This is a genomic window from Albimonas sp. (assembly GCF_055129145.1).
The window spans coordinates 1-12,480 of the sequence record NZ_JBSRTQ010000009.1 but is presented as its reverse complement, the minus strand read 5'-3'; the positions used below and the strand labels follow the sequence as shown (position 1 = coordinate 12,480).

The window sequence follows — 12,480 nt, the reverse complement described above, 5'->3', positions numbered from 1 at the left end:
GTCCGACCGGACATATCGCTTGGCAGAGGATATGCACCCCATGCGCAATTTCGACTTTTCGCCGCTCTACCGCTCCACCGTCGGTTTCGACCGGCTTGCGGGTCTCATGGACGCGGCGCTGGCGGGCGAGACCGCCCAGCCGGCCTACCCCCCCTACAACATCGAGAAGACCGGCGAGGCGACCTATCGCATCACCGTCGCCGTCGCGGGCTTTCGCGAGCAGGACCTGACGGTCGAAAGCCGCGACGGACAGCTGCTGATCGCCGGCAAGCGCGAGCCGCAGGGCGAGGGCGAGCGTCACTTCCTGCATCGCGGCATCGCCGAGCGGGCGTTCGAACGTCGCTTCCAGCTCGCCGACCATGTGCGCCCGGTCGCCGCCCGCACCGAAGCGGGCCTCCTGCATGTGGACCTCGTGCGCGAGATCCCCGAGGCGCTGCGTCCCCGCCGGATCGAGATCTCGACCGCGTCGGACGCCGCGACCCAGGCCAAGGCGATCGAGGGCGCGGCCGAATAACCGCGACCCTCGCAGGCCGGCGGAGGGGCTTCGGGCCCCCGCCCCGGCGCGCTTCCGCCGACCGACCTTGACGACGACGGCCCGCGAGCGAACGCTCGCGGGCCGTTCGCGCATCGGGCGCCTGCACGGGCCCCGCGGGAAAGCCCCGAGGCTGTTTCGCCTTTGCCGCGAAGGCGATGCGGGGCGGCTCTCAGCCCTCTGGCGCGTGACGCAGCGATCGTCTAAGAGATTCGCAAGCGTTCGAATTCGGCCGTCGGCGACCACGCCGCGACCGTCGGGCCCGACGCCTCGACCTTCCCCAGCGGGAGGCGGGCGCATCGGGGGGAGACCGGCGGGACGCAGACCGAAGGAACGCGCAGGTTGCGCGCGAAGGCGCGAGGGGGTTGCCGCGCGGGCCAAGCCGGCGCGGACCGCAGGGAGGACATCGCCGGTGAGCACCGCGCACGCGCCCGATGGCGCGCTCGATACGTTTCCGAAGCTGCTCGACCACAACGCCTCCGCCCGGGGCGCCCGCCCCGCCGCGCGCGAGAAGATGTTCGGCATCTGGCAGACCTGGTCCTGGGCCGAGCTGCGCACAGAGGCCCGGGCGCTCGCCATGGGGCTGATGGATCTCGGCCTCGCCCCCGGCGAAAGCGTGGTGGTGATCGGCAAGAACCGGCCCAAGCTTTACTGGTCGATGGTCTCGACCCAGATGTGCGGCGCGATCCCGGTGCCGGTCTACGCCGACGCTTCGGCCGAAGAGACCGCCTATGTGCTTGGCCATTCCGGCGCCGCCTTCGCGGTGGTCGAGGATCAGGAGCAGGTGGACAAGCTGCTCGCCGCCAAGGAACTCGGCGAGGGCGTCTCGCTGCTGCGCGAGATCGTCTATCTCGACGCCCGCGGCCTGCGCAAATACGACCACGCCGCCCTGCACCCGATGGACGCCATCGAGGCGCGCGGCCGCGCCGCCGCGGCGACGCTCGGGCCTCGGATCGACGCGATCTGCGCCGCCCAGACCGGGTCCGACACCTGCGTGATGCTCTACACCTCCGGCACCACCGGGCGGTCGAAGGGCGTGGTCCTGTCCAACGACAACATCGTCAAGACCGCGCGGGCCACGGTCGCTTTCGACAAGCTGTCGGACGCGGACGAGGTGCTCGCCTATCTGCCGATGGCCTGGGTCGGGGACTTCATCTTCTCCATGGGCCAGGCTTATGTCGCCGGCTTCTGCGTGAACTGCCCCGAGAGCCCGGACACGATGATGGCCGACCTCAAGGAGATCGGACCGACCTATTACTTCGCCCCGCCGCGGATCTTCGAGACGCTGCTCACCGACGTCTCGATCCGCATGGAGGACGCCGGGGCGCTCAAGAAGAAGATGTTCGACTATTTCATGAACCACGCCCGCAAGGTCGGGGCCCGCATCCTCGACGGCAAGCCGGTCTCGGGCGGGGACAGGCTGAAATACGCGCTGGGCGAGGTCCTGATCTACGGGCCGCTGAAGAACGCGCTGGGGCTCTCCCGGATCCGGGTCGGCTACACCGCCGGCGAGGCGGTGGGGCCGGAGATCTTCCAGTTCTACCGGTCGCTCGGCATCAACCTCAAGCAGCTCTACGGCCAGACCGAGGCGTCGGTGTTCATCACCATCCAGCCCGACGCCGAGGTCCGCGCCGACACCGTCGGCGTGCCCGCGCCGGGGGTGGAGATCCGCATCGCCGAGTCGGGCGAGATCTTCTACCGCTCGCCGGGCGCCTTCGTGGAATACTTCCGGAATCCCGAGGCGACGGCCGAGACCAAGGACGCCGACGGTTGGGTGGCCACCGGCGACGCCGGCTATATCGAGGAAGCCTCGGGCCATCTGAAGATCATCGACCGGGCCAAGGACGTGGGCAAGATGGCCGACGGCAGCCTCTACGCGCCCAAATACGTCGAGAACAAGCTGAAGTTCTATCCGGCGATCCTCGAAGTCGTGCTGTTCGGCGCCGACCGCGAGACTTGCGCCGCGATGATCAACATCGACATGACCGCGGTCGGCAACTGGGCCGAACGCAACGCCGTCTCCTACGCCTCCTATCAGGAACTGGCCGCGCATCCGCAGGTCTACGCCATGCTCCAGGAGCATGTGGAGGAGGTGAACGCCGACCTCGCCGCCGACCCGATGCTGTCGGGCTGCCAGATCTCGCGCTTCCTGGTCCTGCACAAGGAGCTGGATGCCGACGACGGCGAGATCACCCGCACCCGGAAAGTCCGTCGCCGCTTCGTGGCGGAGCGTTACGCGGCCCTGATCGCGGCGCTTTATGACGGCAGCCCGTCGGTCTACGCCTCGGTCGAGGTGACTTACGAGGACGGGCGCAAGGGTCAGATCAACGGCACGCTGGAGATCCGGGACGCGCGCGTGTTCCCGGCCGCGACGCAGGTCGCCGCCGAATGAGCCTCCGCCGGGCAGCCAGAGGGACCGCAAGCGACCCGAGCGGGAACGCGGGCGGTCGGGCGCGTCCGGCTGAAAATCCGGTTCAGTCCGGCGGTCGCATCCGGTATTCCGAACCTGTTCAGTCGTCGCCGTCGCGGCTCCGGCCCTCGACCCCGGCGGCGTCGCCGGGGCAGGGGGCCGGGGACCGCGCGGGGACGATCGCGTATGCGCGGCGCCGCCCGGTCGGGCGTCTCCGCAGGCTTCGGAGTTCCGTGATGCCGCAATCGCCCCTGTTCCCGCAACGTCCCGTCCATCGCGCCGGCCTTCTGCTCGCCCTCGTCGGGGTCTGCGCCCTCTTCGTCCCCGCCGCCGCCCGCGCCGGCAATGTGGAGGACGAGTGGTTCAGCTACGCCATGGACCGCTGCGCCACGCCGGTGATGAGCGCCAGGCCGCTGGTGATCGAGGGACTGACCAAGCTGTCGACCGAAGAGGCCAACCGCATCGATCTGCGGTCCCAGGGCGACGTCTGGACCAGCCCGGCCGGCTGGCTGCGTCTGATCCCGATGACCGTCGCCATCAAGGGCGAGACCTTCCGCGGCTGCCGCATCGGCTACCCGGACGAGACCTGGACCTCGGTCAACCTCAACATCACCGAGCTGCGCGACAAGTTCGAAAGCTGGATCGCCAACAACGTCTCCAATCGCGAGTTCCGCGACATCGACTGCCAGTTCGGTCCGCGCGTCTACGCCCGCAAGATCAAGACCCGGGACGACGTGCGTCCGGGCGTGCAGGTCTCCATCGTGATGGAGATCGGCCAGAACGACAGCTTCGTCTTCTTCGCCGCGGTGGAGGAGCCGGACGGCGTCGGGGAATGCCTGAATGAAAGTTGACACACGCGCCGGCGCCCGCCGTCCGCGCGGGCGCCAGGGGGAGGCCGCATGAGCATCGAAGCCGTCGAGGCGGCGAAGGACGACGCGTCCTACGCCGCGCAGGAGCAGGCTCACGGGATCGATCCGCGCCGCGTCGGCGACGTGGTGATGGAGATGAAGAACATCACGCTGCGCTTCGGCGGCGTGACCGCGATCAAGGACATCTCCTTCGACATCCGCGAACATGAGATCCGCGCCATCATCGGCCCGAACGGCGCCGGCAAGTCGTCGATGCTCAACGTGATCAACGGGTTCTACCACCCGCAGGAAGGCGAGATCTGGTTCCGCGGCGAGAAGCGCGGCCCGATGCGCCCGCACCAGATCGCCCATCAGGGCATCGCGCGGACCTTCCAGAACATCGCGCTGTTCAAGGGCATGTCGACGCTCGACAACATCATGACGGGTCGGATGACCCTGATGAAGACCAACTTCTGGCAGCACACCTTCTGGAAGGGCGGGGCCGAGCGCGAAGAGGTCGAGCATCGCCGCCGGGTCGAGGAGATCATCGATTTCCTCGAGATCCAGGCGATCCGCAAGACCCCGGTCGGCCGTCTGCCCTACGGTCTTCAGAAGCGGGTCGAGCTCGGCCGGGCGCTGGCGGCGGAGCCCAAGCTGCTGCTGCTGGACGAGCCGATGGCCGGCATGAACGTGGAGGAGAAGGAGGACATGTGCCGCTTCATCCTCGATGTGAACGACGAATTCGGCACCACCATCGCGCTGATCGAACATGACATGGGCGTGGTCATGGACATTGCGGACCGGGTGGTGGTGCTCGACTACGGGCGCAAGATCGGGGACGGGACCCCCGAAGAGGTGCGCGCCAACCAGGATGTGATCGACGCCTATCTCGGCGTTTCTCACGACTGATCTTCTTCAACGCGATCCTGACAGGGAGGGGACCGCGGCATGAGCATCGGACTGCTCAACACCATCGAGGTGATCATCAACGGCCTGATGACCGGCGTGCTTTATTCGCTGGTCGCCTTGGGCTTCGTGCTGATCTTCAAGGCCTCGGGCATTTTCAACTACGCGCAGGGGGTGATGTCGCTCTTCGCCGCGCTGACGCTGGTCGGCTTCCAGAACGGGCAGATCCCGTTCGCGGAACTGATCAACGCCGTGTTCGGCACAGAGGTGCACAATTTCGGCTTCACCATGCCCGCGATCCTCGCCACGCTCTGCGCGCTGGCGGTGATGGTTCTGTTCGCCATCCTCGTGGAACGGGTGGTGCTCAAGCATCTGGTGAACCAAGAGCCGATCATCCTGTTCATGGCCACCATCGGGCTCGCCTATTTCCTCGAGGGGTTCGGGGACATGATGTGGGGGTCGGACATCAAGACCATGGACCTCGGGCTGCCGCAGGGCGGATCGATCTGGGTCGAGGACATGACCCGGACCTGGGCGTCCGACGACGGCTACTGGGGGATGTATGTCGACACGCTCGACGTGATCGCGGCCTGCGTCGCCATCGCGCTGGTGATCGTTCTGACCGCCTTCTCCCAGTACACCAAGACCGGGCGGGCGCTCAGGGCGGTGGCCGACGACCATCAGGCCGCGCTCTCGGTCGGGATCTCGCTGCGCTACATCTGGGTGGTGACCTGGGCCATCGCCGGCCTCGTGGCGCTGGTCGCGGGGTCGATGTGGGGGGCGAAATCCGGCGTCCAGTTCTCGCTGTCGCTGATCGCGCTCAAGGCGCTGCCGGTGCTGATGCTGGGCGGGTTCACCTCGATCCCCGGCGCCATCGTCGGGGGCATGATGATCGGGGTCGGCGAAAAGCTGTTCGAATTCTACGTGGGGCCGCTGGTCGGGGGGGCCACCGAGAACTGGTTCGCCTACGTGCTGGCGCTCGTCTTCCTGGTGTTCAGGCCGCAGGGCCTGTTCGGCGACAAGATCATCGAGAGGGTCTGAGATGCTTTACCGTGAAGCGGGCGAGTTCAAGACGACATATGTCGACGACGCCCAGACCTTCCCCATCGCCTTCGACCGCTGGCGCTACTACGCCATCCTGATCGTGGCGGCGGGGATCATCCCGCTGGTCATCGACAGCTACTACGCCAAGTCGATCATGGTGCCGTTCCTGGTGTTCTCCATCGCCGCGATGGGGCTCAACATCCTGACCGGCTATTGCGGTCAGGTGAGCCTGGGCACCGGCGGCTTCATGGCGGTGGGGGCCTACGCGTCCTACAAGCTGATGACCTCGTTCCCGGACCTCAACATCTTCTTCGTGGTGCTGATCTCGGGGGGGATCACCGCGCTGGTCGGCGCGGCCTTCGGGCTGCCGAGCCTGCGCATCAAGGGGTTTTACCTCGCGGTGGCGACGCTCGCGGCGCAGTTCTTTCTGGTGTGGCTGTTCAACAAGGCGCCGTGGTTCTTCAACTATTCGGCCACCGGCCAGATCACCGCGCCCGAGCGCACGGTCTTCGGCATCCCGGTCACCGGGGCCGAGGTGCCGGCCTGGGCGTCCTATCTCTTCTGCCTCGCCTTCGTGGTGCTGCTGGCCTGGCTGATGCGCAACCTGACCCGCGGCAAGGTCGGGCGGCAGTGGATGGCGATCCGGGACATGGACATCGCCGCCGAGATCATCGGGGTGCATCCGCTCAAGACCAAGCTGATCGCCTTCGCGGTCAGTTCGTTCTACGTGGGCGTGGCCGGCGCGCTGTTCTTCGCGGTCTATCTCGGCGCCGCCGAGCCGACCGAGGCCTTCGGCATCCAGCAGTCGTTCCTGGTGCTGTTCATGATCATCATCGGCGGCCTGGGCTCGATCTTCGGTTGCTTCGCCGGCGCCGCCTTCATGATCATGATGCCGGTGCTGCTGAAGAACGTGATGGTCGGCCAGTTCGGCTGGGACACCACGCTCGCCACCCATTTCGAATTCATCATCGTCGGCGGGCTGATCGTGCTGTTCCTGATCGTGGAGCCGCACGGCCTCGCCCAGCTCGCGCGGCTGGCGAAGGAGAAGCTGCGGCTCTGGCCGTTCCCGCACTGACGCGGACGCCGCAGGGCGCGTGGCCGGCGGGAGGCCGGCCGCGCGCCCCCAGAAACCCGAGCCCGGATCCAACCGGGCGAGACCATCTGAACCCGGACGACTCAAGGGAGGCTTGAAATGAGACTGTCCACCATCGCCGCCATGGCCGCGACCGCCATGATGACCGCGGGCCCCGCGCTCGCCGATCTGACCATTCCGCTGCTCAGCTACCGCACCGGCGCCTACGCGCCCTCCGGCATCCCTTACGCCGACGGCATGAGCGACTACTTCACCATGCTCAACGAGCGTGACGGCGGCATCGGCGGCGTGAAGATCGCCTTCCCCGAATGCGAGACCGGCTACAACACCCAGAAGGGCGTGGAGTGCTACGAGTCGCTGAAGGGCGACAAGCCGCTGGTCATCATCCCGCAGTCGACCGGCATCACCTATCAGCTGATCCCCAAGGCCGAAGCCGACGAGATCCCGGTCTGGTCGGTGGGCTACGGCCGCACCTCGGCCGCCAACGGCAAGGTCTTCAAGTGGATCTTCATCACGCCGGGCACCTACTGGGACGCGGCCTCGGTGATGATCAAGCATGCGCTCGACAAGGAGGGCGGCGACCTCAAGGGCAAGAAGATCACGCTGCTCTACCACAACTCCGCCTATGGCAAGGAGCCGATCCGCACGCTCGAGGACCTGAGCAAGAAGCACGGCTATGAGCTGACGCTGATCGCGGTCGACGCCCCGGGCCAGGAGCAGCGGTCGCAGTGGCTTCAGATCCGCCGCGAGCGTCCGGACTACGTCTTCATGTGGGGCTGGGGCGTGATGAACCAGGCCGCCGTGCAGGAGGCCGCGAACATCCGCTTCCCGATGGACCACTTCATCGGCACCTGGTTCTCCGGCTCCGAGGCCGACGTGACCCCGGTCGGCGAGGGCGCGGACGGCTACAAGGCGGCCACCTGGCACGCTTCGGGCACCGACTTCCCGATCTATGAGGACATCAAGTCCTACGTGCTGGACAAGGGCAAGGCGGCCGGCGACGGCAGCAAGGTCGGCGAAGTGCTCTACGCCCGCGGCATCTACACCGGCGCCGTGCTGGCCGAGGCGATCCGCAGCGCCCAGACGGCCACCGGCAAGGCCGACATCACGCCCTCCGACATGCGCGACGCGCTCGAGACGCTGACCATCACCGAAGAGCGTTGGGCCGAGCTGGGTCTGCCCAACTTCGCCCCGGCGATCGCCACCACCTGCGCCGACCACGGCTCCCCGCATCTCGCGGCGATCCAGCAATGGGACGCGAAGGCGAAGAAGTGGACGCTGATCACCGACTTCATCGCGCCGGACGACGAGATCGTGCAGCCGCTGATCGAAGAGGACTCCATGGCCTTCGCCAAGGAGAACAACATCACCCCGCGCAGCTGCGAGTGATCTTGACCTCATGAGACGGGGCGGGGGCCCGCGCGGCCCCCCCCCCACCCCGACCCGGATTTTCTCGCCGGACCCCGCGCGCCACGCCGCGCGCGACCCGGACAGCAAGGGACATCGACGCCAGATGACCGAAGCCGCCATCGCCGAGCCCCCCGTCTCCACCCCCGCCGATCCGGCCAAGGGGGAGCCGCTGCTGCAGGTCTCCAATGTCGAGGTCATCTACAACCACGTCATTCTGGTTCTGAAGGGCGTGTCGCTGACCGTGCCCAAGGGCGGCATCACCGCCATCCTCGGCGGCAACGGCGCCGGCAAGACCACCACGCTGAAGGCGATCTCCGGCCTGCTGAAATCCGAACGGGGCGAAGTCACCAAGGGCCGCATCCTTTACCGGGGCGCCGACATCTCCGCCCAGGACCCGGCCGAGGGCGTGAAGCGCGGCCTGATCCAGGTGATGGAAGGCCGGCATTGCTTCGAGCATCTGACGGTGGAGGAGAACCTCCTCACCGGCGCCTATACCCGGAACAGTTCCGCCGACGTGAAGCGGGATCTCGAGATGGTCTACGCCTATTTCCCCCGCCTGAAGGAACGCCGCTCCTCCCAGGCCGGCTACACCTCGGGCGGCGAGCAGCAGATGTGCGCCATCGGCCGCGCGCTGATGTCCCGGCCCGAGACGGTGCTGCTGGACGAGCCCTCGATGGGCCTCGCCCCGCAGCTGGTCGAGCAGATCTTCGAGATCGTCAGATCGGTGAACGAGAAGGAGGGCGTGACCTTCCTTCTGGCCGAGCAGAACACCAACGTGGCGCTCCGTTACGCCCATTACGGCTACATCCTCGAAAACGGCCGGGTGGTGATGGACGGCGAGGCGAAATCGCTGGCCGAGAACCAGGACGTCAAGGAATTCTACCTCGGCATGTCCGACCAGGGCCGCAAGTCGTTCCGCGACGTGCGCTCCTACCGCCGCCGCAAGCGCTGGCTGAGCTGAGGCGATGGCGGTCGATCCCGGGGCCCCTCCGGCCGAGCTGCCCGTCTCCGGCGAGGCCGAGGGGCTGGTCTGGCGGCGCAACCGCCCGGTGGCGCTGGCGCCGTTTTCGGGCTGGTTCACCGACGAAGAGGATCTGCTGCGGGTCAATCCGCTGGCGCGCTTCCCCTTCGTGGACGCGGAGTGGGCGGCGCTGCTGGCTCAGCCCGACCTCGCCTTTCTCTATGCCGAGGCCGACGGCGTCCCCATCGCCCATTTCTGCATCCGGGCGAACGGGGAGGCCGCGCATCTGGGCTACCTGGTCACCGACCCCGCCCGGCGCGGCACGGGGCTTTCGCGCCCGCTGGTCCGCCTGACCGCAGCGGCCGCGAGGGCGCTGATGCCCTGGGCGCAAGACATGACGCTGAATGTCAGGCACGGCAACGTGCGGGCGGAGCGGCTCTATCTCGGCCTCGGCTTCGCGCGCACCGGGCATGAGGCCGACGGCATGTTCCGCATGGGCCGTCCGCTCGCCCCCGAACCGCCCTGGGGGCCGCCCGCCCCCTGAAGATCTTGCCCCCACCGGGAGAGACGCCATGACCGAAGGCTATTTCGACGCCCTCGAAACCCGCTCCGCCGACCAGCGGGCCACGGACCTCGCATCGGCGCTGCCGGCGCTGGTGGCCCACGCCATCGCCGCCGCGCCCGCCATGGCGGCGCATCTGGAGGGCGTGGACCCCGACGCGATCACCGGGCCCGAGGCGCTCGCCGCCCTGCCGGTGCTGCGCAAGTCGACGCTGTCGGAAAAGCAGAAGGCCGCCCCCCCGTTCGGCGGCTTCGCCACGCTCGCCCCCGCGGGCTTCCGTCACGTCTTTCAGTCCCCCGGCCCGATCTACGAGCCGGGCGGGGGCGCGCGCGACTGGTGGCGGGCGGGGCGGTTCCTGAACGCCATCGGCATCGGGGCGGGGGATCTGGTGCAGAACTGCTTCTCCTACCACCTGACGCCCGCGGGCATGATGTTCGAGAACGGCGCCGCCGCGGTCGGCGCCGCCGTGCTGCCCGCAGGCACCGGGCAGACCGAACTGCAGGCCCGCGCCATGGCCGATTGCGGGGTCACCGCCTATGCCGGCACCCCCGATTTCCTGAAGGTGATCCTCGACAAGGGCGACGAACTGGGGCTGGACCTGACCCGGCTCAAGCGCGCCGCGGTCGGGGGCGGGGCGCTGTTTCCGAGCCTGCGGGCCGAATACGCCGAGCGCGGCGTCGCCTGCTACCAGTCCTACGGCACCGCCGATCTGGGCAATGTCGCTTATGAGAGCCCGGGCCCCGACGGCTCGGTCGAGGGCATGATCGTCGACGAGGGCGTGATCGTGGAGATCGTGCGCCCCGGCACCGGCGATCCGGTCCCGGCGGGCGAAGTCGGCGAGGTGCTGGTCACCACGCTCAACCGCGACTACCCGCTGATCCGCTTCGCGACGGGGGACATGTCGGCGGTGCTGGAAGGCGTCTCGCCCTGCGGACGCACCAACATGCGGATCAAGGGCTGGATGGGGCGCGCCGACCAGACCACCAAGATCAAGGGCATGTTCGTGCGGCCCGAGCAGGTGGCCGACCTGGTCAGGCGCCACCCCGAGATCGTTCGCGCCCGCGTGGTGGCGGGCCGGGATGGCGAGCAGGATGTGATGAAGGTGCTGGTCGAGACCGAGGCCGGCGAGGGGTTCGCGGCCCGGGTCTCCGAAACCGTCGCCGCGGTGCTCAAGCTCAAGGGTGCGGTGGAACTGGTCGCCCCGGGCAGCCTGCCCAACGACGGCAAGGTCATCGAGGACGTGCGGACCTACGGCTGAAGGCTCCGCGGCCCCTGAAACGCCCGCCGCCCCGAACCGGGCGGCGGGCGCTTTCGTGCGCGGCTCAGCCGCGCAGGGCCGCCTCATCTTCGGGGCCCGGCGCGGGCTCGCCCAGCAGGCGGTCGAGCAGCCGGTCGGCCCATGTCTCAACATCGAACATCGCGAACAGCTTCATCCCGCAGCCCCCCTGCATCCTTCGGCCGAGACGCAGGATGCAGGGGGCGGGGTTGGCGAAACGTGAAGGCGGGCCGGGAAAGCCCGCGCGATTCCCGGCGGTTCGGCGGCATCCCCGCGTCGCCGCCCTTGCAAGCGAAAGGGACCGGGCAAGCGAAAGGGGCCGCGCCCCATCGGACGCGGCCCCTTCAAGATCCATCGACCCGCCCCCGGAAGGGACTGGCAGCCGTGCTCAGCCCTGACGCGCCTTGAAGCGGGGCTGGGTCTTGTTGATCACGTAAACGCGGCCCTTGCGGCGCACGACGCGGCAGTCCGCGTGGCGCGCTTTCAGGGACCGCAGCGAGTTCTTGACCTTCATCGTGCGTCTCCTTCGGCGCCACGCCGGGCGCCTCATCTCGGCGAGGTGAATTCGGAGCCCGTGCATTAGCGAAGGGCGGACGGAGTCGCAAGGGCTCCGGGGCGCTTTCCGCAACGGTTTCCGCGCCGGGGCTTGCGACGTAGGGTCAATCCGTCGCCAGGGCCGCTTCCAGCGGCCGGCAGCATCCGTAATGCCAGCTGGTCCGACCGTCCGCGATCACCACCATGAACCCGCGTCCGAGCACGGGGGCGTCGAGCGGGAGGGCATCGCATGAAGCTTCCTCATAGCGGATCAGCACGCGGGTCCCGTCCGGGCGGAGGGATTCGATCATGCCGTGGGTCCAGCCCTCCGCCTTGGGGACGCCGGTGATCGGCATGGTCTCCTCGACCTCGCTGGTCATGGTCCGCGTCGAAATCATGCCGTCCTGCCAGCGCACGTCCCAGAACGGCTCCCAGCCATGGCAGATGCCGGCGACGGGCATGTCGCTGCCCTCCAGCATGCGGAAGCGGGCGGGGGCGAGGAAGCGGCTCGCCACCCAGCCCTGCATCTCGCCCGAGGCGATGCGGGTCCATTCGACGGCGCTTTGCGCAGTTTCGCCGGTGGAGGCGACGAGCGCCCCCGGCGCCATCGCGCCGACGGCGGCGGCGTCGCCGCGCGGCGCGTCGCGCACGGTCAGGGCGTCGCCCGCCTCCACGCCTGTCACGACCACCCAGGACAGATCCCTGGCCGCGACGGGGGCGATCGGCGCGGCCAGCGCCAGAAAGGCCAGGAGGCGCGGCATCGGAGGGGGCGGGAGGCGCGGGGCGGGCAGGGGCATGGCGGGCGTGTCCGGACGCTGCGGGCCGCCGCTCGGCCCCTGCCCGAGCCTGCCGCGCCTCGCGCCGCTGCTGGTACAGCTTGCCCTTGGCGATGATCTTGCCGATC

At 68.5% G+C, this 12,480-nt stretch carries 12 protein-coding genes; 10 read left to right on the top strand and 2 right to left on the bottom strand.

Annotated features, from left to right (window positions below; translation table 11 throughout):
• Positions 1–40: 40 nt before the first annotated feature.
• The 10 genes from ACTB72_RS02785 (at position 41) to ACTB72_RS02740 (ending at position 11,024) form a co-directional block, all read left to right on the top strand.
• Positions 41–514 (top strand): Hsp20 family protein, encoded by a 474-nt coding sequence (locus ACTB72_RS02785; RefSeq protein ID WP_463035459.1) that lies wholly within the window; start codon positions 41–43, stop codon positions 512–514.
• A 430-nt stretch (positions 515–944) separates the two neighbouring features.
• A complete protein-coding gene (locus tag ACTB72_RS02780) occupies positions 945–2,924 on the top strand; it encodes an AMP-binding protein (RefSeq protein WP_463035458.1) in 1,980 nt (659 codons plus the stop codon).
• 254 nt (positions 2,925–3,178) lie between these two features.
• On the top strand, positions 3,179–3,793 hold the full coding sequence (locus ACTB72_RS02775; protein WP_463035457.1) for a hypothetical protein: 615 nt from the start codon (positions 3,179–3,181) through the stop codon (positions 3,791–3,793).
• A gap of 147 nt (positions 3,794–3,940) precedes the next feature.
• Positions 3,941–4,699 carry an ABC transporter ATP-binding protein gene (locus ACTB72_RS02770; RefSeq protein WP_463035536.1) on the top strand — a complete coding sequence of 253 codons (759 nt, stop codon included), beginning with the start codon at positions 3,941–3,943 and terminating at the stop codon, positions 4,697–4,699.
• 39 nt (positions 4,700–4,738) lie between these two features.
• Positions 4,739–5,737, top strand: a complete 999-nt coding sequence (locus ACTB72_RS02765) for a branched-chain amino acid ABC transporter permease (RefSeq protein WP_463035456.1) — start codon at positions 4,739–4,741, stop codon at positions 5,735–5,737.
• A 1-nt stretch (position 5,738) separates the two neighbouring features.
• Positions 5,739–6,815, top strand: a complete 1,077-nt coding sequence (locus tag ACTB72_RS02760; RefSeq protein WP_463035455.1) for a branched-chain amino acid ABC transporter permease — start codon at positions 5,739–5,741, stop codon at positions 6,813–6,815.
• A 117-nt stretch (positions 6,816–6,932) separates the two neighbouring features.
• Positions 6,933–8,222, top strand: coding sequence for an ABC transporter substrate-binding protein (locus ACTB72_RS02755; protein ID WP_463035454.1), 1,290 nt, complete (start codon positions 6,933–6,935; stop codon positions 8,220–8,222).
• A 124-nt stretch (positions 8,223–8,346) separates the two neighbouring features.
• Positions 8,347–9,204, top strand: coding sequence for an ABC transporter ATP-binding protein (locus tag ACTB72_RS02750; RefSeq protein WP_463035453.1), 858 nt, complete (start codon positions 8,347–8,349; stop codon positions 9,202–9,204).
• Positions 9,205–9,208: 4 nt separating this feature from the next.
• On the top strand, positions 9,209–9,748 hold the full coding sequence (locus ACTB72_RS02745) for a GNAT family N-acetyltransferase (RefSeq protein ID WP_463035452.1): 540 nt from the start codon (positions 9,209–9,211) through the stop codon (positions 9,746–9,748).
• 28 nt (positions 9,749–9,776) lie between these two features.
• The gene (locus tag ACTB72_RS02740; RefSeq protein ID WP_463035451.1) at positions 9,777–11,024 is read left to right on the top strand and encodes a phenylacetate--CoA ligase family protein; all 1,248 of its coding nucleotides are present in this window, start codon (positions 9,777–9,779) and stop codon (positions 11,022–11,024) included.
• 406 nt (positions 11,025–11,430) lie between these two features.
• Here the strand turns inward: ACTB72_RS02740 and ykgO are convergent, their stop codons facing one another.
• Together ykgO and ACTB72_RS02730 are read right to left on the bottom strand one after the other, a co-directional pair.
• Positions 11,431–11,556, bottom strand: coding sequence for a type B 50S ribosomal protein L36 (gene ykgO, locus ACTB72_RS02735; RefSeq protein WP_463035450.1), 126 nt, complete (start codon positions 11,554–11,556; stop codon positions 11,431–11,433).
• 145 nt (positions 11,557–11,701) lie between these two features.
• Entirely contained in the window at positions 11,702–12,337 is a 636-nt protein-coding gene (locus ACTB72_RS02730; RefSeq protein ID WP_463035449.1) for a hypothetical protein, read from the bottom strand.
• Positions 12,338–12,480: the final 143 nt, after the last annotated feature.

Coding starts and splice junctions, on each gene's coding strand:
- ACTB72_RS02785 (WP_463035459.1), top strand. CDS start 41: ATGCGCAATTTCGACTTTTCGCCGCTCTACCGCTCCACCGTCGGTTTC.
- ACTB72_RS02775 (WP_463035457.1), top strand. CDS start 3,179: ATGCCGCAATCGCCCCTGTTCCCGCAACGTCCCGTCCATCGCGCCGGC.
- ACTB72_RS02770 (WP_463035536.1), top strand. CDS start 3,941: ATGGAGATGAAGAACATCACGCTGCGCTTCGGCGGCGTGACCGCGATC.
- ACTB72_RS02765 (WP_463035456.1), top strand. CDS start 4,739: ATGAGCATCGGACTGCTCAACACCATCGAGGTGATCATCAACGGCCTG.
- ACTB72_RS02760 (WP_463035455.1), top strand. CDS start 5,739: ATGCTTTACCGTGAAGCGGGCGAGTTCAAGACGACATATGTCGACGAC.
- ACTB72_RS02755 (WP_463035454.1), top strand. CDS start 6,933: ATGAGACTGTCCACCATCGCCGCCATGGCCGCGACCGCCATGATGACC.
- ACTB72_RS02750 (WP_463035453.1), top strand. CDS start 8,347: ATGACCGAAGCCGCCATCGCCGAGCCCCCCGTCTCCACCCCCGCCGAT.
- ACTB72_RS02745 (WP_463035452.1), top strand. CDS start 9,209: ATGGCGGTCGATCCCGGGGCCCCTCCGGCCGAGCTGCCCGTCTCCGGC.
- ACTB72_RS02740 (WP_463035451.1), top strand. CDS start 9,777: ATGACCGAAGGCTATTTCGACGCCCTCGAAACCCGCTCCGCCGACCAG.
- ykgO (WP_463035450.1), bottom strand. CDS start 11,556: ATGAAGGTCAAGAACTCGCTGCGGTCCCTGAAAGCGCGCCACGCGGAC.
- ACTB72_RS02730 (WP_463035449.1), bottom strand. CDS start 12,337: ATGCCGCGCCTCCTGGCCTTTCTGGCGCTGGCCGCGCCGATCGCCCCC.